This is a genomic window from Rhodoblastus sphagnicola, assembly GCF_002937075.1.
GTDB lineage: Bacteria > Pseudomonadota > Alphaproteobacteria > Rhizobiales > Beijerinckiaceae > Rhodoblastus > Rhodoblastus sphagnicola.
The window spans coordinates 35,628-55,449 of the sequence record NZ_NHSJ01000126.1 but is presented as its reverse complement, the minus strand read 5'-3'; the positions used below and the strand labels follow the sequence as shown (position 1 = coordinate 55,449).

At 64.8% G+C, this 19,822-nt stretch carries 18 protein-coding genes and 2 tRNA genes; 4 read left to right on the top strand and 16 right to left on the bottom strand.

Annotated elements, in window-relative coordinates:
* Positions 1-171 precede the first annotated feature (171 nt).
* Positions 172-1,032 carry an aldose epimerase family protein gene (locus CCR94_RS20590; RefSeq protein ID WP_104509746.1) on the bottom strand — a complete coding sequence of 287 codons (861 nt, stop codon included), beginning with the start codon at positions 1,030-1,032 and terminating at the stop codon, positions 172-174.
* Between the two features lie 72 nt (positions 1,033-1,104).
* On the opposite strand from CCR94_RS20590, the gene CCR94_RS20585 reads away from it, so the two are divergent.
* A complete protein-coding gene (locus CCR94_RS20585; RefSeq protein ID WP_104509864.1) occupies positions 1,105-1,848 on the top strand; it encodes an amino acid ABC transporter ATP-binding protein in 744 nt (247 codons plus the stop codon).
* A gap of 37 nt (positions 1,849-1,885) precedes the next feature.
* On the opposite strand, the gene CCR94_RS20580 is transcribed toward CCR94_RS20585, so the two are convergent.
* Positions 1,886-2,770, bottom strand: a complete 885-nt coding sequence (locus tag CCR94_RS20580; RefSeq protein WP_104509743.1) for an ion channel — start codon at positions 2,768-2,770, stop codon at positions 1,886-1,888.
* 238 nt (positions 2,771-3,008) lie between these two features.
* Here CCR94_RS20580 and CCR94_RS20575 point away from each other — a divergent pair.
* A tRNA-Glu gene (locus CCR94_RS20575) sits at positions 3,009-3,084 on the top strand.
* A 339-nt stretch (positions 3,085-3,423) separates the two neighbouring features.
* Here CCR94_RS20575 and CCR94_RS20570 read toward each other — a convergent pair.
* The 7 genes from CCR94_RS20570 to CCR94_RS20540 all read right to left on the bottom strand — a co-directional run bounded on the left by CCR94_RS20570 (position 3,424) and on the right by CCR94_RS20540 (position 9,077).
* Positions 3,424-3,499, bottom strand: a tRNA-Trp gene (locus tag CCR94_RS20570).
* A gap of 111 nt (positions 3,500-3,610) precedes the next feature.
* On the bottom strand, positions 3,611-4,129 hold the full coding sequence (locus tag CCR94_RS20565) for a P-loop nucleotide/nucleoside kinase family protein (RefSeq protein ID WP_104509741.1): 519 nt from the start codon (positions 4,127-4,129) through the stop codon (positions 3,611-3,613).
* A 70-nt stretch (positions 4,130-4,199) separates the two neighbouring features.
* Positions 4,200-5,390, bottom strand: a complete 1,191-nt coding sequence (gene tuf, locus CCR94_RS20560) for an elongation factor Tu (RefSeq protein WP_104509738.1) — start codon at positions 5,388-5,390, stop codon at positions 4,200-4,202.
* A gap of 35 nt (positions 5,391-5,425) precedes the next feature.
* Positions 5,426-7,501 carry an elongation factor G gene (gene fusA / locus CCR94_RS20555; protein ID WP_104509735.1) on the bottom strand — a complete coding sequence of 692 codons (2,076 nt, stop codon included), beginning with the start codon at positions 7,499-7,501 and terminating at the stop codon, positions 5,426-5,428.
* 24 nt (positions 7,502-7,525) lie between these two features.
* Complete coding sequence (gene rpsG, locus CCR94_RS20550; RefSeq protein WP_104509733.1) at positions 7,526-7,996, bottom strand: 30S ribosomal protein S7; 471 nt, start codon at positions 7,994-7,996, stop codon at positions 7,526-7,528.
* Positions 7,997-8,011: 15 nt separating this feature from the next.
* Complete coding sequence (rpsL, locus tag CCR94_RS20545) at positions 8,012-8,383, bottom strand: 30S ribosomal protein S12 (protein ID WP_088520448.1); 372 nt, start codon at positions 8,381-8,383, stop codon at positions 8,012-8,014.
* A 475-nt stretch (positions 8,384-8,858) separates the two neighbouring features.
* Positions 8,859-9,077 (bottom strand): hypothetical protein, encoded by a 219-nt coding sequence (locus tag CCR94_RS20540; protein WP_146090124.1) that lies wholly within the window; start codon positions 9,075-9,077, stop codon positions 8,859-8,861.
* Positions 9,078-9,269: 192 nt separating this feature from the next.
* Here CCR94_RS20540 and CCR94_RS20535 point away from each other — a divergent pair, with 192 nt between their 5' ends.
* On the top strand, positions 9,270-9,689 hold the full coding sequence (locus tag CCR94_RS20535; RefSeq protein ID WP_104509727.1) for a secondary thiamine-phosphate synthase enzyme YjbQ: 420 nt from the start codon (positions 9,270-9,272) through the stop codon (positions 9,687-9,689).
* Between the two features lie 206 nt (positions 9,690-9,895).
* Positions 9,896-10,606, top strand: a complete 711-nt coding sequence (locus tag CCR94_RS20530; RefSeq protein ID WP_104509725.1) for a DUF2161 domain-containing phosphodiesterase — start codon at positions 9,896-9,898, stop codon at positions 10,604-10,606.
* 30 nt (positions 10,607-10,636) lie between these two features.
* On the opposite strand, the gene CCR94_RS20525 is transcribed toward CCR94_RS20530, so the two are convergent.
* From CCR94_RS20525 to CCR94_RS20495, 7 genes are all read right to left on the bottom strand, one after another.
* Entirely contained in the window at positions 10,637-11,875 is a 1,239-nt protein-coding gene (locus tag CCR94_RS20525; protein WP_244594159.1) for a glycosyltransferase family 4 protein, read from the bottom strand.
* 429 nt (positions 11,876-12,304) lie between these two features.
* On the bottom strand, positions 12,305-12,499 hold the full coding sequence (locus CCR94_RS20520; protein ID WP_104509723.1) for a P-loop NTPase family protein: 195 nt from the start codon (positions 12,497-12,499) through the stop codon (positions 12,305-12,307).
* Positions 12,496-14,496 (bottom strand): ATP-binding protein, encoded by a 2,001-nt coding sequence (locus CCR94_RS20515; protein WP_104509721.1) that lies wholly within the window; start codon positions 14,494-14,496, stop codon positions 12,496-12,498. Before CCR94_RS20515 ends, CCR94_RS20520 begins: the two co-directional genes overlap by 4 nt.
* A 144-nt stretch (positions 14,497-14,640) precedes the next feature.
* On the bottom strand, positions 14,641-14,937 hold the full coding sequence (locus tag CCR94_RS20510) for a copper-binding protein (protein ID WP_104509719.1): 297 nt from the start codon (positions 14,935-14,937) through the stop codon (positions 14,641-14,643).
* Positions 14,934-18,053: an efflux RND transporter permease subunit gene (locus tag CCR94_RS20505; RefSeq protein WP_104509717.1), complete on the bottom strand. Its 3,120-nt coding sequence runs from the start codon at positions 18,051-18,053 to the stop codon at positions 14,934-14,936. The genes CCR94_RS20510 and CCR94_RS20505 overlap by 4 nt, the downstream gene beginning before the upstream one ends.
* Entirely contained in the window at positions 18,050-19,354 is a 1,305-nt protein-coding gene (locus tag CCR94_RS20500) for an efflux RND transporter periplasmic adaptor subunit (RefSeq protein WP_104509715.1), read from the bottom strand. The genes CCR94_RS20505 and CCR94_RS20500 overlap by 4 nt, the downstream gene beginning before the upstream one ends.
* A 74-nt stretch (positions 19,355-19,428) precedes the next feature.
* Entirely contained in the window at positions 19,429-19,785 is a 357-nt protein-coding gene (locus tag CCR94_RS20495) for a hypothetical protein (RefSeq protein WP_146090123.1), read from the bottom strand.
* Positions 19,786-19,822: the final 37 nt, after the last annotated feature.

Below are 19,822 nucleotides of genomic sequence, written 5' to 3'. Positions count from 1 at the left end.
TAGATCGCTGACAAAGCCGTGGATCGCCCCCACCCTTCGCGACGCGCCTCAGGGTGAGGGCTACATTATTTGCCAAACCCTCATGGTGAGGAGTCGCTGCAAGCGGCGTCTCGAACCATGGCCACGCAACGAGACTTTGTCGGCAGCCTGCGGCGCGCCTTTTCCGGTTTTTCACGGCAACCAACAAAAGGTCGCGCCATGGCGCGCCTTTTCTTTTGGCCCCAGCACGCGCATCGAGGGTTTGGCGTAGAGGTCGCCGCTGAAACCGACGGGATCGCCATGGCCGGTCCAGGCTTCCAGGCAAAGAAATTCCGCCCCCGGCAGCGTCCACAGCGCGATGTGAGGCAAATTCTCAAGTTCCATGCGCAATACCCTGTTTTCAGAAGAAAACTCCAGAAACCGGCTGCGCGCGTCGAGAAAGCACAGCGCCTCGCTGAACAGGTTGGGCGTCAGACGCAGGCGGCGGCCTTGTTCCAGCGGAATGGCGCGCTTTTCGTCGGAAAACAGCCCGCCCGGCGCGATCACCGGCGTTTCAGGGGATTCCTCGGCTTCAAAGACGATCTGGTGCGGACCGGACGCGCCGGGAAGCGGCCAGCGAAAGCCGGGATGCAGGCCCACGGCATAGGGCATGGGCCGCACATCTTCATTCTCCACATGAATAACTTGGTGTAACTTATTATTAGTTATAATGTATTCGACGGTAAAGCAGAAGGCGAAGGGATAGAGCGCCCGCGTGTCCGCATGGGCGCTCAACGCGAGCGTGACCCTGTCCTCGCCCGCCGCCACGACGCGGAACGTTTCGCCGCGCGCAAAACCGTGCAGGCCCAAGGGATATCGCCGCCCGTCCACGCGCGCGCCGTCGCGGGTCCAGCCGACCACCGGGAACAGCAGCGGCGCGCTGTCCGGCCAACTGGCGGGATCGCCCGGCCAGAGCAGATCGTCGGCGCCGACCCGCCAGCTTTTCAGCTCGGCGCCGCGCAAGGCGATGCGGGCGCGGGCGTCGCCGCAGGCGATTTCGAGGGAGCCGCTCATCGCCGCGCGGCCCCGGCGCCTTGGCGCGGGCGGGCGAATTGCTTTAGGCTGGTTGTGAGCTTGGAGTTCGGCATGACGCAACCCGAAAAAGCGATTCGCATGGTGGGCGTGAACAAATGGTATGGCGCCTACCATGCCCTGCGCGACATCGATCTTGAGGTCGCGCCCGGCGAGAAGCTGGTTTTGTGCGGCCCCTCCGGTTCGGGCAAATCGACGCTGATCCGCTGCCTCAACCGGCTGGAAAGCCATCAGGCGGGAAAAATCGTGATCGACGGCGTGGAACTGACCGACGACGTCAAATCCATCGAGGAGGTGCGGCGCGAGGTCGGCATGGTGTTCCAGCAGTTCAACCTGTTCCCGCATCTGTCCGTGCTGGACAATTGCACGCTGGCCCCGCTCAACGTGCGCAAGACGCCGAAGGCCGAGGCGCGCGACCTCGCGCTGACCTATCTCGAACGCGTGCGCATCGTCGAACACGCCGACAAATATCCGAGCCAGCTTTCGGGCGGCCAGCAGCAGCGCGTCGCCATCGCCCGCGCTTTGTGCATGAAGCCGAAGATCATGCTGTTCGACGAGCCGACCTCCGCGCTCGACCCGGAAATGGTGCAGGAGGTGCTGGACTGCATGGTGGAGCTGGCGCGCGAAGGCATGACCATGCTGGCGGTGACGCACGAAATGGGGTTCGCGCGACAGGTCGCCGACCGCGTGGTGTTTCTCGATCAGGGTCAGATCGTCGAAATCGCCGCGCCGGAGGCTTTTTTCGGCGCGCCCAGGCATGAGCGGGCCAAGGCGTTCCTGCAACGCATCCTGCATTGACGGCGGTCCGGCCCCCGCGAGGAGACAGCGCGCCGAATCACCCGAACGGTTCGGTGTCGTGGATCTTGCGATAGTCGATTTCCACCGGCGCCCCCTCCTCGGCCGAGGGCGTGGCGATGTCGGCGAACACGTGACCGAAACGCAGATCGGCGCCGCCATAGGCGCGGCGCACATTGAGCCGATGTCCCGACACTTCGTCGAGGCCGTTGAAGATCAGCAGGAATCGCGCGTCCATCGCCAGCAAATCGGCCTCGGAAAACCCATGCAGCGGGCTGGCTTCGTCGATCGGATGAAACAGCGTCCAGGACAGGACGAAAATCGGGTTGCGCCATTGCGTCAGCGTCAACTGGCGAAACCGGACGTAGCGCTTCCCCTCCGCAGTGTCTTCCGCGAAGATGAACCACAGTTCGGCCTCCGCTTCCATCACCGCGCTGTGGCGGGCGTTGGCGAGCCGCGCCATCAGCGTGGTCTGGCCGTTGTGCGGGCCGAACACCAGCGCATGGGCGAACAGCACGCGGGCGCGCGGCCGGGCGAATCGGGCGAAGATCAGGCCAGTGAAGACGGCCAGCGTCGAAAGGCCGGTAAAAATTTCGACGGTGACGATGACATGGGCGTAAACGTCGCCCGGGTGCATGTCGCCATAGCCGACGGTCGCCAGCGTCTCGACGGAAAAGAAGAATTTGTCGAGGAAAGAGCCGGGCCGCGCATTGGCGATGCAGTCGCCGCCGAGATGAAACAGCGTGGCGAAGGCTAGGTTCATCGTCAGGAAATAGACGGCGAAACCGGCGAAGAAGACGGGCCAGGACGCCCGCATGGAATTGTGGAACAGATCGCCGAACAAGGTCGGCTTCAACCCACGCGCCAGGAATTCGCGGTCGGCGACGAGGATTTTTCTCGCCCTGTCATTGGCATTGAGGATCATGCCCGGTCGATAGCAGCCGATCGCGGCGGCGTCAAAAGCCGGGCTCCAAGCTCAGCCCTTTTCTCTCCCCCTCTCCGAATATCGGCCGGCGATCGCGAGGCTTTCGCCCGCGCCCCCGCCAGTTCCGCTTTCAGCGCGGCGTTTTCCTTCGGCAAGGACGATCCGGACGGCATCCACAAGCTTTGCGCTCTTGCCGGCTTGCGAAGCGAATTAGATATCGCTATAGAGACCCAACGTTGCTCCCTTCGTCTAGCGGTCCAGGACGTCGCCCTCTCACGGCGAAAACAGGGGTTCGAGTCCCCTAGGGAGCACCATAACAATTTCAATGACTTGCAGATGATTTGAGAGCCTTGAGGCGTAAGCGTAAGTCGCTGGCGCCAAGATTGAGCCGAGAGTTATCGACCATTCTAACCGCGGGATTTTCCGAAACTCGCAAAGAGCGGGCGTATGTCATGTGCGCGAATCGCCCGCCGCCCCATTCCGCCCAAACTCACGACGGACTACACGTGACGTCAGCCGCCCATTTGTCTCCGAAATCGGCGTGATGGACATCCGGGGGCGAAAAAGGGCCGTTACCCGCCTCTTTCTGTTCCCCCACTAATGACCTCGCTTTGGAGCGGGATCGCGGTGGATCGCCTAAATCTTTGAATTTCTGGCAGGAGTGGCCGGGCTCGAACCGACGACACCCGGTTTTGGAGACCGGTGCTCTACCAACTGAGCTACACTCCTGTACGCCGAAGCGTTTGATCTTCTAATCGCAATGACCGGCGTAACGCAAGCCCGCGCGGCGCTTGAACCGAAGAAAAACACAAACTTCGGACGGGCGCGCGCCACGAAATGTCATGGAGCCGTCCCCAGCGCCGAACACATCAATTTCAAGCATTCGCCAACGCTTTTGCCGGCGGTGTCGATCCGGACCGGCGCGCGGCGCCAGGGGCGGTAATCCCGCGCCAGAACCTCCTCCCAACTCGGCGGCGTTAAATTCGCGATGGCGACCGTTCGGCTTTCGACGCGCGCGCGATGCTCCTCCCGGTCGGAGCAGACCAGTTCGAATTCGACGACGGGAACCCCTGCCCCTACGCCCACGGCGCGCCATGCGTCGCGCGTGATCTCCCACGGATTGACGCAATCCGCGATGACGATATGCCCAAGGCCCAGATTGTCGGCGGCGATCGCCTGGGCGGCGCGATAGCCGGCGTCATCGAGCGATCCCTTCGCCACGCCCGAATCGCGAATGCCCTGCTCAATCGAATCGATGCGCAGCCAGAGCGCGCCAAGTTCAAGCGCCAACGCCCGCGCGAGCGTCGATTTGCCGACGCCGGGCAGGCCGGACAGGATGATCAGCTTGGGTTCGGCCATGGCCGCCTCGTCGCCAAAGAAAAAGGGGAGCCTCGCGGCTCCCCCTCAAACTTTTGTCCGTTCCGGTCCATCATTCAATGATGGACGCAACCACGCCCGCGCCGACGGTGCGGCCGCCTTCGCGGATGGCGAAGCGCAGCTTCTCTTCCATCGCGATCGGAACGATCAGCGCAACATCGACCGTGATGTTGTCGCCCGGCATCACCATTTCCGTGCCTTCCGGCAGGGTCACGATGCCCGTCACGTCCGTGGTGCGGAAGTAGAACTGCGGACGATAGTTGGTGAAGAACGGGGTGTGACGACCGCCCTCTTCCTTGGTCAGGATGTACGCCTCGGCCTTGAACTTGGTGTGCGGCTTGACGGAGCCGGGCTTGCACAGCACCTGGCCGCGCTCCACGTCCTCGCGCTTGGTGCCGCGCAGCAGGCAGCCGACGTTGTCGCCGGCCTGGCCCTGGTCCAGCAGCTTGCGGAACATTTCCACGCCGGTCACGACCGTCTTCACCGTCGCCTTCAGGCCGACGATCTCGACTTCCTCGCCGACCTTGACCACGCCGCGCTCGACGCGACCGGTCACCACCGTGCCGCGACCGGAGATCGAGAACACGTCCTCGACCGGCATCAGGAAGGGCTGGTCAACCGGACGCTCCGGCTGCGGGATGTACTCGTCGACCGTCTTCATCAGCGCCAGGATCGAATCATGGCCGATGGTCTTGTCGCCATTGTCCAGCGCCACCTTGGCGGAACCCTTGGTGATCGGAATGTCGTCGCCGGGGAAGTCGTACTTGCACAGCAGTTCGCGGACTTCCATCTCGACCAGTTCGAGCAGTTCCGGATCGTCAACCAGATCGACCTTGTTCAGGTAAACGACGAGCGCGGGCACGCCGACCTGACGGGCGAGCAGGATGTGCTCGCGGGTCTGCGGCATCGGGCCGTCGGCGGCCGACACCACCAGAATGGCGCCGTCCATCTGCGCCGCGCCGGTGATCATGTTCTTCACATAGTCGGCGTGGCCGGGGCAATCGACGTGCGCGTAATGGCGGTTGGCGGTCTCATATTCGACGTGCGCCGTCGAAATGGTGATGCCGCGGGCCTTTTCTTCCGGCGCCTTGTCGATTTGGTCGTAGGCGGTGAAGGTCGCGCCGCCGGTTTCGGCGAGGATCTTGGTGATAGCCGCCGTCAGCGAGGTCTTGCCGTGATCGACGTGACCGATGGTGCCGATGTTGCAATGCGGCTTGTTACGCGAAAATTTTTCCTTGGCCATGGCCGGACTCCTTGTCTGTTCCTAAGTCAAGCGGTTCAGGCGTATTTCGCCTGAACCTTGGCGGCCTCATTGGCCGGCACTTGCTCGTAATGGTCGAATTGCATGGTGAAGTTGGCGCGCCCCTGCGTGAAGGACCGCAGCTGGTTGACGTAGCCGAACATGTTGGCGAGCGGCACCATGGCGTTGATGACATTGGCGTTGCCGCGCATGTCCTGGCCCTGGATCTGGCCGCGCCGCGAGTTCAGGTCGCCGATGACGGAGCCGGTATAGTCTTCCGGGGTCACCACTTCGACCTTCATGATCGGCTCGAGCAGCACGGAGCCGCCCTTCTGCAAAGCTTCGCGCATGGCGGCGCGCGAGGCGATTTCGAAGGCGAGCACCGAGGAGTCGACGTCATGGAAGGCGCCGTCGATCAGGGTGGCCTTGACGTCCACGACGGGGAAGCCCGCCAGGATGCCGGCGCCCATCACCGACTGGATGCCCTTGTCGACGCCGGGAATGAATTCCTTCGGCACCGCGCCGCCGACGATCTTGCTTTCGAACACATTGCCCGCGCCGGGCTCATTGGGTTCGAAGATGATCTTCACGCGGGCGAACTGGCCCGTGCCGCCGGTCTGCTTCTTGTGGGTGTAGTCGATCTCGCAGCGCTTGGAGAGGCGCTCGCGATAGGCCACCTGCGGCGCGCCGATGTTGGCGTCGACCATATAGGTGCGCTTGAGGATATCGACCTTGATGTCGAGATGCAGTTCGCCCATGCCCTTGAGAATGGTCTGGCCGGATTCCTGATCGGTCGACACGCGGAAGGACGGATCCTCGGCGGCGAGCTTCTGCAAGGCGATGCCGAGCTTTTCCTGGTCGGCCTTGGTCTTCGGCTCGATCGCGATCTCGATGACCGGATCGGGGAATTCCATGCGTTCCAGAATGACGGGCTTCAGCGGATCGCACAGGGTGTCGCCAGTGCGGGTGTCCTTGAGGCCGGCCAGCGCGACAATGTCGCCGGCATAGGCTTCCTTGATGTCTTCGCGGTCGTTGGCGTGCATGAGAAGCATGCGGCCGACGCGCTCTTTCTTGTCCTTGGTCGAGTTCAGCACGGTGGTGCCGGACTCCACCTTGCCGGAATAGACGCGGCAGAAGGTGATGGTGCCGACATATTTGTCGTCCATGATCTTGAAGGCGAGCAGGGAGAACGGATCGCTGTCGACCGGATTGCGGGTCATCACTTCGCCGGTGTCCATGTCGACGCCCTGGACCGCTTCACGGTCGATCGGGCACGGCAGGAAGTCGACGACGGCGTCGAGCAGGGGCTGAACGCCCTTGTTCTTGAAGGCCGAGCCACAGAACACCGGATGGAAGGCGATCCGGCGGACGGCCTTGCGGATCATCGCCTTCAGGGTCGCCACGTCCGGCTCAACGCCATCGAGGTAAGCGGCCATGACGTCGTCGTCCATTTCGACGGCGGCTTCGATCAGCTTCTCGCGATATTCCTTGGACTTCTCAAGCAGGTCGGCCGGAATGTCCTCGTCGTGGTACTTCGCGCCAAGACCTTCGTCGTCCCACACCACCGCTTTCATGCGGATCAGGTCGATGACGCCCTTGAAGTTCGACTCCGAACCGATCGGCAGCTGCACGCAAACCGGACGGCCGCCGACGCGGGTCTTGATGTCGTCGACGCATTTGTAGAAATCGGCGCCGATCTTGTCCATCTTGTTGACGAAGCAGATGCGGGGCACGGCGTATTTGTCGGCCTGACGCCAGACGGTCTCCGTCTGCGGCTCCACGCCCTGGTTGCCGTCGAGCACGCAGACCGCGCCATCGAGCACACGCAGAGAGCGCTCGACCTCGATGGTGAAATCGACGTGCCCGGGGGTGTCGATGATGTTCAGGCGCTTGCCATTCCAGAAGGTGGTGGTCGCAGCGGAGGTGATCGTGATGCCGCGCTCCTGCTCCTGCTCCATCCAGTCCATAGTGGCGGCGCCCTCGTGGACTTCGCCGATCTTGTGGGACTTTCCGGAATAGTAGAGGATACGTTCGGTCGTCGTGGTCTTGCCCGCGTCGATGTGGGCCATGATGCCGAAGTTACGGTAGTCTTCGATCGGATGACTGCGCGGCATTGTCGAGTTCCCTAAAACTTGGCTTTACCAGCGGTAATGCGAGAAGGCGCGGTTGGCTTCCGCCATGCGGTGCGTGTCTTCACGCTTCTTCACGGCAGAACCGCGGTTGTTCGACGCATCGAGCAGCTCAGCCGAAAGACGATCGACCATGGTCTTGTCGTTGCGGCCGCGCGCGGCGGTGATGATCCAGCGGATCGCCAGCGCCTGACGACGCTCCATGCGGACTTCGACCGGCACCTGGTAGGTGGCGCCGCCGACGCGGCGGGAGCGCACTTCAATGGCCGGCGCGACATTTTCCAGCGCCTGCTTGAACACGCCCAACGGCTCGACCTTGGCCTTGTTCTCGATGATTTCGAACGCGCCATAGACGATCTGCTCGGCGGCGGACTTCTTGCCGTCATACATGATCGAGTTCATGAATTTAGTCACGATGAGGTCGTGATATTTGGCGTCCGGGATGACTTCGCGCTTTTCCGCGCTGTGACGACGAGACATATCCGCTCCTAAATCTTACTTCGGACGCTTCGCGCCGTACTTCGAACGACGCTGCTTGCGGTCCTTGACGCCCTGGGTGTCGAGCACGCCGCGCAGGATGTGATAGCGCACGCCGGGCAAATCCTTGACGCGGCCGCCGCGGATCATCACCACGGAATGTTCCTGCAGGTTGTGGCCTTCACCGGGAATGTAACCGATGACTTCGAAGCCGTTGGTCAGGCGAACCTTGGCCACCTTGCGCAGCGCCGAGTTCGGCTTCTTCGGCGTGGTGGTGTAGACGCGGGTGCACACGCCGCGCTTCTGCGGCGAGGCCTGCAGATGGCGGGCTTTTTCGCGATAGGTTTTTGGTTGCCGCGGTTTGCGGATCAACTGGGAAATTGTGGGCATCCTTCGCCTTTCCGGACGAAATGTTGAATAATGACGTCGAACGAAGCTTGCGCTTCGCCCCGCCCCGCGACAGGCTTTTGGCCAATAGCGAAACGTATAAGCGCCATCGGCCATGATCGGCCTCCGGCGCTTTCACAGACAGAGGACCAACGCAGGATGCGCGCCAGTCGTGTCGATGGACGACCATGACGAAACTTTCGCTCCGCGAGGTCGAATGACTCTTTCAGTCGAATAGCTGGTCGACAGCGTTTAGACTGCCTGGGTCTCCAGCGCGGCGCCAGAGACATGCCCGTCTACGGCCTGCCTGAGTGGCCGTCGTATAGGCGGCAGAGTCGCAAAGGTCAAATGATTTTTGCGCGATGGCCGCATTTTACCTCTGTTTCCGCGCCCGGCGCGACGCACGAAAAGCCGCGGGCGGCTCTCGATGAATTGGCTGCGAAAACAAAGCGATCCGATTCCCGTACTGGCGCTGGACTCACCCCATCCGCTGGGTGTCGTCGGCGAGAAGCCGCAGCAGCGCCATGTAACCGTCATCGAGTCGCGAACCGCACGGCAGGTCGAAGTGAATCCCTGTCTCTATTTCATAAACGGTGAAATCGCCGTCCGGGTGGCGCCACGACATCTCGCTGGCCTGCGCGGCGGCCTCCGCGAAACTGTCCACGATCACGCGGGGATAGCCTCCTATACAGACCATGTACTTCCCGGACTCCGCGCGGTTACAGTCGAACTCCGGTTGTTCGGGGGCGCGCATGGCTTTCCTTGCTCCATTGGAATTTTTTGGTAACGAAGCATGGCGCCAACCGATCCCGCATCCCCCAAATGGGGGAGGCGCCGCGCTTGATCCCCCTCCCCTGTCCGCTATGATCGCAAAAAAAGGATCGCGCCGATGAAATCCTTTCGCAAGGAACTGTGGTTCGAGTTGCCGGGACGCCGGGGATTCCTCAACATCACGCCGCAGGTCGAGCAGGCCTTGCGCGAATCGGGCGTGCGCGAGGGGCTGTGTCTGGTCAACGCCATGCACATTACCGCAAGTGTGTTCATCAACGACGATGAAAGCGGGTTGCATCACGATTACGAGGTCTGGCTGGAGAAGCTGGCGCCGCATGAGCCGGTGTCGGGCTATCGCCACAACCGCACCGGCGAGGACAATGCCGACGCCCATATGAAACGGCAGGTGATGGGCCGCGAGGTCGTGGTCGCCATCACCGATGGCAAGCTCGACTTCGGGCCTTGGGAGCAGATTTTTTACGGCGAATTCGACGGTGGGCGCAGAAAACGCGCGCTGATCAAAATCATCGGGGAATGATTGCGTTTTACGCGCGCATTGGCGCGCGGCGGCGCGATTCGCGACTGATGTTGAGCCTTTGTTAACCACGCCCCGCCAGTTTGGCCGCGCGCCTGAGAACGAATGCGTCGACTCAACGCGTTCAGGCTTGGCTTGTTTGTTGGCGCGGGATTTCCAACCGAAAACCGGCGCCCTCCTTTCGAGAATCCTGCCTGGCGGAGCCGACCTTGGAAACCGACCTCTACCTTCCGATCAAGCGCCATCTGGAAAGCCTCGGCCTTGAGGTCAAGGGCGAGGTGCGCGGCTGCGATCTCGTCGCGGTTTCGCAAGACGCGACCGAGCGCGTGGTGATCGGCGAACTCAAGCAGAGTTTTACGCTGGAACTCGTGCTGCAAGGCGTCGATCGCGTTTCCGCCTGCGATGAGGTCTGGCTCGCCGTCGCCCTCTCCCGGCGCGGACGCGGCCGCGAAGGCGACAGTCGGGTGAAAAAGCTTTGCCGCCTGCTCGGATTCGGCCTGCTCGCGGTCGCCGCCGATGGCCGCGTCGAGCTTTTGGTGGAGCCGGCGCCGTGGACGCCGAGGCGCGACCCAAAACGGCGCTCGCGCATTGTCGAGGAGCACCGGCGCCGCAGGGGCGATCCCGTCGTCGGCGGGTCCACGCGGGTTCCGCAGATGACCGCCTATCGCCAGCAGGCGCTGGCCATCGCCCGCGCTTTGTCCGAAGGGCCGCTTCGGCCGCGCGATTTCAAAATTCTCGCGCCGGACGCCGCGAAAATCTTGCTGCGCAACGTCTACGGCTGGTTCGAGCGCATCGCCCGGGGGCTTTACGGATTGACGCCCGCCGGCCGCGCCGCGCTCGTCACCTGGGCGCCTCATCCGACGCCCGAATGTTCGCCGCGTGTCGCTGGCGACGAGTCCTCCCCGCCGGCGCGGCCCTGATACGGCGCCCGCGCCGCGCGGCGACGGGGGTCATGCGTCCGGGATCAGCGCTTCCTCCCTGCGGCGGTCGTCGAAGGCCGGCTCCGGCAGGCGCAGGCATTGGCCATAGACCGCCACATATTTGCGCGCCTCGCGCGACCAGTCGAACGCCGTGGCCGCCCGCAGGCGGGCGCATTCCGCGCGCCGCTCGCGCAAACCGGCGTCGCGCATCAGGACGAGCGCGGCTTCCGCCAGATGCCGGGGCGCGGCGCCCCGGGCGTAAACCCCGGCGTCGCCGAGCAGGCGGCGGGTCTCGGTCAGCGGGAAGGCGACGACGGGAATGCCGAGCGCGCAATATTCGAACACCTTGTTCATGCTCATCTTGTCGTTGCTGGGGTTGGGCGGGTCGGGGATGACGCCGATGTCGAAGGCGGCCAGATGCGCCGCCAGGGCCTCGCCGCCGAGGAAGCCGGTGAAGGTGATGAAATCCTCGACGTCGAGCGCCTTCGCCAGGGCGCGGACGCTCGGCAGGGCCGGCCCGTCGCCGACGATCACGGCGTGGAAGTCCCTGAAACGGCGGACGTCGACGAGATGGGAGACGGCGCGGACAAGATTGTCGACGCCGTCCTGGTCGCCGATCACGCCGATATAGCCGAGCACGAGGGTCTTGCGCCCCGGTTGCGGCGCCCGCCCGCGCGGGAACGCGGCGTCCGGGTAGGAGTAGACGGAGACGACGCGCTCCGGCGCCTTGGCCCCGCGCGACAGCGCGATGTCGCGGAAGGCGTCGTTGGCCGTGACCACGTGGTCGGCGCAGGCGTAGGTGAGCCGCTCCAGCGCCCGCAGCAGCCAGTAGAACGGACCGCGCCGGCCGAACTTGGCTTCGTAAAGCTCGGGGCAGAGGTCGCGCTGGTCGAAAATGAAGCGCGCGCCCAACGCCAGCAACGGCAAGGCGGCGAGGACGATGAGATCGGACGGGTTGCAGGCCTGGATCACATCGACGCCGCGTCGGCGCTGGATTTTGAACAGCAGCCGCGTCTGATGAAACAGCGCGCAGGCGTATTCGAGCAGCGATCCCCTGTGGGCGCGCGCCCGCGACGGATGGCGATGGATTTCGACGCCGTCGAGGATTTCGAAGGCGGCGGGATGCTCCGGCGTGGCCGGGCAGATCACGGAGACGTCGAGTCCGGCGCGACGCAGCGCCCGCGCCTCCTGCCACAAGCGGCGGTCGTCGGGCGCCGGAATGTTTTCGACCACGATCACGCACGACTTTCCCGTTCGCGTCAAAGACACGTTGTTTTCTCCGGGTTTTTTGGGTGGCCGCGGCGAATCCGCCGCGCTCTTGGCCTTCAAAAAGAATCTAAAAATTTAGTTGCGTCAATTGAAAAATACAACCTCTGATACGCAACCACGGAGTTGAATACTACTTTGACGAGCAAATTCCGGGCTCCGCGCCGTTGAGGCAAAATAGGACCGCTGGGAGAGGGGGCGGCCCTCTCCCAGCGGTGAGGGTCGGATCGAGGCTATGCCGACCGTTTGACGGGTCGAGTTGGAGTTCGATCGCCCTCGTCTTTTCCTTTTGGCCTGGACTGATACCTGGAGGAGAGCCCCGGATGACAAGCAGAGGCGCGGAAAAGATGCAGAATGATGCCATCGGCGTCGATGTCTCGAAAGACCATCTCGACGCCCACCGACTGGCCGGCCCCGCCGGCGCGTCGTAGATCACGAGGCGATCAGGTCATGGGGATTGGGCGGCGGCGCGCCCGCCGGCAGAAGCGCGAGATGCGGCGCGATTTCGCGGACGAGCGGCGCGGCGGTCTCCCGGCGGGCCAGACATTCGGCCAGGCCCTCGCGCCAGCCGGAAAGGCAGAACAGGACGGCCAGACCGGGGCGGCGCAGACTCAGTCGCGCAGTCAATCCTCGCGCGGCGCCCCCGCCAGGAGACGCGCCATCCTGAGCCGCAGCTCCCTGGCGCCCGCGGGCTTGTGCAGCAAATCGAAGCCGCTGGCGTGAATCTCGGCGATGCGCTCGGGCGCGGTGTCGCCGGTGACGACGAGGGTCGGGAAGGTCCGGCCGGCGCGGGCTTGAATTTCATGGACGGTCGCCACGCCGGTCAGGCCGGGGCCGAGGCGGTGATCCGCGACAATGGCGTCGAAGCGCCACGCCTCCGCCGCGCCGAGGGCGAGCGCTTCGTCGCCGGAAGCCGCCGCGATGGTTTGGTAGCCCCAGCCTTCCAGCAGCATCCGCAGGCCGAACCGCACCGCCTCGTCGTCGTCGATCACCAGGATGCGCCCGGTTTCGGCCCCGGTGGCGTCCGGCGGGACCGCCGTCCCCGCCGGTTCGTCATCCAGCGGCAGCAGCAGCGAGAAGCGGCTTCCCCTCCCTTCGCGCGACCGGACCTCGATCTCCGCCCCCAGCAGATGCGCGATGCGCTCGACGATGGACAGGCCGAGTCCAAGTCCGTTGGCGCGCTCGCGGCCCGCACTCGAGACCTGGTAAAACTCCTCGAAAATGTGCGACAGCTTTTCGGCGGCGATGCCGACGCCGGTATCGACCACGTCGATCCGCACGCGGTCGCCGCGTCGCCGCACGCCGACGAGGACGCCGCCCCGCCGCGTGTAGCGGAGCGCGTTCTCGATCAGGTTGCGCAGCGCGCGCTCCAGCAGCGCCGGATCGGTCCGGGCATGGAGCGTCGCGCGCCAGGCCTGGAGGCCCGATCCCTTGAACCGCAAGGCCCTGGCTTCGGCCTGAGCGGCGTATTCGCCCGACAACCGGTCCAGCAACGCCCCGACATCGACGCTCCGCACTTGCGGCATGACCACGCCGGCGTCGAGGCGCGACATGTCGAGAATGCTGTTCAGCAGCAGGGTCAGGCCATCCAGCGCCTGTCCCATCAGTTCCGCCGCCTTGACCACTTTCGGCGCCACGGCGTTCTGTTTCAGCATCGCCAGCAGCAGGACCAGCGATTGCACGGGCTGGCGCAGATCGTGACTGGCGGCGGCCAGGAATTTCGAGCGCGCCAGCACCGCGCGCTCCGCCTCGGCCTTGGCCATGCGCAATTCCTGCTCGGCGGCCTTGCTTTGGGTGATGTCGGAGGACACGCAGACGATGCCGGCGAGCGATCCGTCGTCGAGCAAAAGAGGCGCCTTGGCCGAACGGAAGATGCGCTGGCGCGGGCCGGCGCCGTCCCAACGCTCCTCGATCACTTCGGCGGCGCCGCCGCGCATGATCCGCCTGTCGTTGGCCATGACGGCGGCGGCCTGCTCGTCGTTGGAATGCAATTCGGCGTCGGTGCTGCCGAGCACCTCCGCCGCGCTCTTTCCGATGACCGCGAGCACGGCGGGATTGGCGTAGAGAAATCGGCCCTCGACATCCTTGACATAGATCGGATCGGGCGAGTGCTGGCCGATGCCGCGCAGGATCGCCGTCGCCTGCCAAAGATCGGCTTCGGCGCGGCGGCGCTCGGAAATCTCCTTGTCCAGGGAGGCCGTGCGTTTGGCGACTTGCCGCTCCAACTCTTCGGCGCGCCGTTCAAAATCCTCGACGCGCGCGCGCTCCAGCAGCCTGAGTTGGTCGCAGGCGCGCTCCTTTTGGCCGGCGACCCTGACCACCAGCAGGTTCGAGGCCACGAAAACCGCCAGCGCCAGCCATTGATTCGGCGCGGCGACGACAAGCGAACCCGCAGGCTCCAACCAGAAATAGTCGGCGATCGCCGTCGAAGCCAGGGTGGCCGTGAGTCCCGACGCCGCCCCTCCATGGAGCACCGCTAACATCACCGCGGGATAGAAGGTGATGAAGGCGAAGCTCGCGCCCCACGATTGCAGCAAGGTCAGGCGCAACAGCGTCGCGACGAGGACGAGGACGAGCGCGACGAGGATGGCGTGCGGGCGGCTGTCCAGATTTGAGTGGTTCATGCCACCTCGCCGAACGGGAACCTCTTTTCCATGGGCATTGCAATTCCACGCCTTGACCAAGGCCACCGGCCGCTCAACCTCATGGTTTCGTCGCGCCGCGCCTTAGTCAAGCCCCATTCGCGCGCCGGACACAGGCGTCCCGTCTCAATGCGTTTCGGGCGTCACCGCCTCGATGACATAGAGGCCCTGCGCGTCGCGCCCGAGCGTGAAGCGGATTTTCTCGCCGGGTTTCAGGCCCGAGAGATCGAGCGCCGGCGCCGTCTGGAAATCCATGGTCATGCCCGGCCATTTCAGCGCGGCGATGGCTTGATGGGTGATGTTGAGCCGGTGTTTCGCCGCGTCGATGGCGTTGACCACGCCCACCCCCTCGGCCGGCTCCGCCGCGACGGCGGGCGCGGCCAAAACCATGGCCATTGCGGCGAGCATCATGCGTCTCTTCATTGTCTTTCTCCTTTTTCCAGACCAAAGCCCTTGATGAGATCGTAGAGCGCGGGGATGACGATCAGCGTCAGCACGGTCGAGGACACCATGCCGCCGATCATCGGCGCGGCGATGCGCTGCATCACTTCCGACCCCGCGCCGTGACTCCACAGGATCGGCGCCAGGCCGGCGATGATCGCCGCCACCGTCATCATTTTCGGGCGCACGCGCTCGACCGCGCCGCGCATCACCGCGCGATGCAGGTCGGCCCGCGTCGCCGCGCGGTTTTCGGCCAGACATTCGGCGCGGACGTCGCGCCAGGCGTGGTCGAGATAGATCAGCATGACCACCCCGGTTTCCGCCGCGACGCCGGCCAGCGCGATGAAGCCGACCGCCACGGCGACCGACATGTTGAAGCCGAGAGCCGCCATCAGCCAGACGCCGCCGACCAGCGCGAACGGCAGCGAGGCCATCACGATCAGGGTTTCCGTCACGCGGCGGAAATTGAGATAGAGCAGCAGGAAGATGATCAGCAGAGTCACGGGCGCGACAATGTTCAGCCGCGCCCGCGCCCGCTGCATATATTCGAACTGGCCGCTCCAGACCGCATAGGCGCCCGCCGGAAAAGCGACGTCGCGCTCCACCGCCTGTTGCGCCGCCGCGACGTAGGAGCCGATGTCGCGGTCGCGCACGTCGACGAAAACGTAAGCCGCGAGTTGGCCGTTTTCGGTGCGGATCGAGGCTGGGCCGCGTGTGCGCGAAATTTGCGCGACCTCGCCGAGCGGGACGGTTCCGCCGCCCGGCAGAGCGAGCAGAGCTTCGCGGGCGATGGTTTCCGGGCTGTCGCGGAAATCGCGGGGATAGCGGATGGTTACGCCATAACGCTCGCGACCCTCGACCGTGGTGGTGACGGTCTCGCCGCCCAGCGCCGCCGCCGCGAGATCCTGCACGTCGCCGATCGTCAGCCCGTAGCGCGCCAGCGCGGCGCGGTCCGGGACGATTTCGACGTAATAGCCGCCGGTGATGCGCTCGGCATAGGCGCTGGCCGTGCCCGACACTTTCTTCAGCGCCTGCTCGACTTCGCGCGCGAGACCCTCGATCTGCCCGAGGTCGCGCCCGAAAATCTTGACGCCGACCGGGGTGCGAATGCCGGTCGCGAGCATATCGAGTCGCGCCTTGATCGGCATGGTCCAGGCGTTGGACACGCCGGGGAATTGCAGCGCCGCGTCCAGGTCCGCCACCAGTTTTTCGGTGGTCAGGCCGGGCCGCCAGTTTTCCTGAGGCTTGAGCGCGATGATGGTCTCGAACATTTCCATCGGCGCGGGATCGGTGGCGGTGGCGGCGCGGCCGGCCTTGCCAAAAACGCTCTCCACTTCCGGAAAGCTTTTGATGATGGCGTCCTGTTTTTGCAGCAGCTCCGCCGCCTTGGTCACGGACAGGCCGGGCAGCGCCGTCGGCATGTAGAACAGCGTGCCCTCGTTCAGGGTCGGCATGAATTCGCCGCCGATTTTTTGCGCGGGAAACCATGTCGCCGCCAGCGCCAGAAGCGCGACGCCCATTGTGAGCAGGCGCGCGCGCAAAACGCCGGAGATCATCGGGCGGTAGGCCCAGATCAGCAGGCGGTTGAGCGGATTTTTTTGCTCGCTGACGATTTTGCCGCGCACGAACACCACCATCAGCGCCGGGACGAACGTCACCGACAACAGCGCCGCCGCCGCCATGGAGAAGGTTTTGGTATAGGCGAGCGGGCTGAACATCCGGCCCTCCTGCGCCTCCAGCGTGAAAATCGGCAGGAAGGAAACGGTGATGATCAGCAGGCTGAAGAACAGCGCCGGTCCCACCTCGCTCGCCGCCGCGATCAGCACATTTAGGCGCGGCGCGTTTGGCGCGCGCTCCAGATGCTTGTGGGCGTTCTCGATCATGACGATGGCCGCGTCCACCATGGCGCCGATGGCGATGGCTATGCCGCCCAGACTCATGATGTTGGCGCCGAGTCCCAGCGCCTTCATGGCGGCGAAGGCCATGAGAACGCCGACCGGCAGCATCAGGATCGCCACCAGCGCGCTGCGCAGATGCAGCAGGAACACCACGCAGACCAGCGCGACGATCAGGCTCTCCTCGAACAGGGTCGATTGCAGCGTTGCAATGGCGGCATGGATCAGGCGCGAGCGGTCGTAAACCGGAACGATATCGACGCCCTCAGGCAGGCTCGTCGCCACCTGCTTCAGCGCCGCCTTGACATTGTCGATGACATCGAGCGCGTTGGCGCCCTGGCGTTGCAGCACGATGCCGCTGGCCACCTCGCCCTCGCCGTTCAGTTCGGTGAGGCCGCGCCGTTCGTCCGGCCCGAGTTCGACGCGGGCGACGTCCTTGAGCAACAGCGGCGTGCCATTGTCGGCGCGCAGCACGATGCTCTCGATGTCTTCAATACCGCGAAGAAAACCGCGCCCGCGCACGATGAATTCATATTCGGACAGCTCCAGGCTGCGGCCGCCGAAATCGGCATTGCTGAGGCGCAGGGCGTCGCGAATTTTCGTCAGCGGCACATTTAACGCGCGCAACCGGTTGGGATCGACCACGATATTGTATTGCTTGACGAAGCCGCCGACGCTGGCGATTTCCGACACGCCCCCGGCCTTGGCGAGACCGTAGCGCAAGGTCCAGTCTTGCACGGAGCGCAATTGCGCCAGCGTCAGGTTTTTCGCAACCAGCGCATATTGATAGACCCAGCCGACGCCGGTTGCGTCCGGCCCGAGCGTCGGGGTGACGCCAGCCGGCAGCTTCGCGGCGCCATTGAGCGTTTCCAGCACGCGCGAGCGCGCCCAGTAAATGTCGGTTCCGTCTTCAAAAATCACATAGACGAAGCTGACGCCGAAGAAGGAGAAACCGCGCACCACTTTTGAATGCGGCGCGGTGAGCAAAGCGCTGGCGAGCGGATAGGTGACCTGATCCTCCACCACCTGCGGCGCCTGTCCGGGATAATCGGTGTAGACGATGACCTGGGTGTCCGAGAGGTCCGGCAGCGCGTCGAGCGGCAGGGTTTTCAGCGCCAGCACGCCGGCGCCCGCCGCGAACAAGGCGCCGATGAAGACGAGCAGCAGATTGCGCGCCGACCAGTCAATCAGACGCGCGATCATGGCTTTTGCTCCGGCGCGAGGCTTTGCAGCGCGGCTTTGAGGTTGCTTTCGGAATCGATCAGGAAGGTGGCGGTGACAACCACTTGCTCGCCCTCGGCGAGGCCGTCGCCGATTTCCGTGACGCCTTCGCTTTGGCGGCCCAACCGCACCTCGCGCGGGGCGAAACGCCCCTCGCCCAGATCGACCAGCACGATCTTGCGCAAACCGGAATCCAGCACCGCGCTGGTGGGAACGGTGACGACGGGCTTGGCCTGTTCCGTCGCGATCTCCGCCTCGACATACATGTCGGGCCGCAGGAAAAGATCGGGGTTGGCGAGTTCGACGCGGACGCGGGCGGTGCGGCTGTCGCGGTTGATTTGCGGGTAGATCACGGTGATGCGGCCGGAAAATTTGCGCTCCGGGGCGCCGCGCGCGAAAAGCGTGACGCTCTGGCCCGGTTTCAGCCTGACGGCGTCGCGCTCGGCGACATCGACCAGCGCCCAGACCAAGGAGAGATCGGCGAGGCGGAACAGGGTCTGGCCGGCTTCGGCCTTCATGCCCTCGATGGCGTTGCGCTCCAGGATGACGCCGTCGTGCGGCGCCGGCCAGGCGATGCTCAGCGGCGCTTTGTGGGTGCGCGCGATTTCGGCGATGGTTGCTTCGGGAATGTTGAGCACGTCGAGCCGGGTGCGCGCGCCCTCGTAGCCGGGATTGGCGGCATATTGCGCCGCCGCCGCCGACGCATCCGGCGCATAGAAGCGGAACAGGATTTGCCCCTTGCGCACGGCTTCGCCGGTGGTGGCCTCGCCGACCTTCTCGATGAAGGCCGGCGAGCGGGTCGCGACAATGGTCTGGCGGCGCTCGTCGATCTGGATGGTTCCGGGCGCGCGCAGGGTGGCGGTCAGGGTTTTCAGCCGCGCGGCCTCGGAGCGCACGCCGGCGCGCTGGATTTTGCCCGGCGAGAGTTTGATCGTGGTCGAATCGGCCTCGTCGCCCTCGGTGACGGGGATGTAATCCATCCCCATCGCGTCTTTTTTGGGCGTCGCGGAGACGTCGGCCAACCCCATCGGGTTGCGGTAATAGAGAATCTTGCGATGGGGTGGCGGCGCGCCGTCGAGCGCGGGCAGACGACCCGCGAGGTCCGAGGCGCGCACGGGCAGGAAGTCCATGCCCATGGCGTCTTTCTTTGGCGTTTTCGACAGGTCCGGGCCGCCCATCGGGTCGCGATAGAACAGGATTTCCGGTTCGGCGCGCGTTGGCGCGGGCGCGCACAGCAGCGCGGCGAGCGCAAACGCGCCCGCAAGGGATAAGGTTCTGAACATGGGACGACTCCCGCCGATAAACGGCGCGCAGGACAAGGCGAGGCGCGGCGCGAAAGGCGCAGCGCGCGGCGGAGTCAGGCTTTGGGAGGTCTCGGGTCGGGCGGGCGCGACAGACTCGCGAGCCGCGACGCGCGCGGCGGCGGACGCACGGCCGTGACGAACGCGGGCGCCTTTTGGTTGAGCGCGAGCGGCGGCGCAAAGGCCGACGCGACGCAGGCGCAAAGGCCGGCGAGGCAGCAGTCCGGCGCGCCGGAATGGTCAGGGGACGGCTCGGGTTGGTTGGGACAGCAAGAATGCGCGCTGGAAGGCTGCGCGCTCGCCTGGGCGTAATGGACGTGTCCGCCGGGATGGGGACGCGCGACCGCCGCCGTCGAAGCCATCAGGCCGACCAGCGCCAATATTGAGACAATGAGGCGAATCCAGCGCGTCACGAAGCGTCCTTGTCGGCCCAGCATAGCGCGATTGCGG

What these genes read in the sequence shown, in the direction of transcription:
- CCR94_RS20535 (WP_104509727.1), top strand. Translation starts at nt 9,270, where the DNA reads ATGAAATCCTTTCGCAAGGAACTGTGGTTCGAGTTGCCGGGACGCCGG.
- CCR94_RS20505 (WP_104509717.1), bottom strand. Translation starts at nt 18,053, where the DNA reads ATGATCGCGCGTCTGATTGACTGGTCGGCGCGCAATCTGCTGCTCGTC.
- CCR94_RS20540 (WP_146090124.1), bottom strand. Translation starts at nt 9,077, where the DNA reads ATGGTCTGTATAGGAGGCTATCCCCGCGTGATCGTGGACAGTTTCGCG.
- CCR94_RS20500 (WP_104509715.1), bottom strand. Translation starts at nt 19,354, where the DNA reads ATGTTCAGAACCTTATCCCTTGCGGGCGCGTTTGCGCTCGCCGCGCTG.
- fusA (WP_104509735.1), bottom strand. Translation starts at nt 7,501, where the DNA reads ATGCCGCGCAGTCATCCGATCGAAGACTACCGTAACTTCGGCATCATG.
- CCR94_RS20565 (WP_104509741.1), bottom strand. Translation starts at nt 4,129, where the DNA reads ATGGCCGAACCCAAGCTGATCATCCTGTCCGGCCTGCCCGGCGTCGGC.
- CCR94_RS20510 (WP_104509719.1), bottom strand. Translation starts at nt 14,937, where the DNA reads ATGAAGAGACGCATGATGCTCGCCGCAATGGCCATGGTTTTGGCCGCG.
- tuf (WP_104509738.1), bottom strand. Translation starts at nt 5,390, where the DNA reads ATGGCCAAGGAAAAATTTTCGCGTAACAAGCCGCATTGCAACATCGGC.
- CCR94_RS20580 (WP_104509743.1), bottom strand. Translation starts at nt 2,770, where the DNA reads ATGATCCTCAATGCCAATGACAGGGCGAGAAAAATCCTCGTCGCCGAC.
- rpsL (WP_088520448.1), bottom strand. Translation starts at nt 8,383, where the DNA reads ATGCCCACAATTTCCCAGTTGATCCGCAAACCGCGGCAACCAAAAACC.
- CCR94_RS20585 (WP_104509864.1), top strand. Translation starts at nt 1,105, where the DNA reads ATGACGCAACCCGAAAAAGCGATTCGCATGGTGGGCGTGAACAAATGG.
- CCR94_RS20515 (WP_104509721.1), bottom strand. Translation starts at nt 14,496, where the DNA reads ATGAACCACTCAAATCTGGACAGCCGCCCGCACGCCATCCTCGTCGCG.
- CCR94_RS20590 (WP_104509746.1), bottom strand. Translation starts at nt 1,032, where the DNA reads ATGAGCGGCTCCCTCGAAATCGCCTGCGGCGACGCCCGCGCCCGCATC.
- rpsG (WP_104509733.1), bottom strand. Translation starts at nt 7,996, where the DNA reads ATGTCTCGTCGTCACAGCGCGGAAAAGCGCGAAGTCATCCCGGACGCC.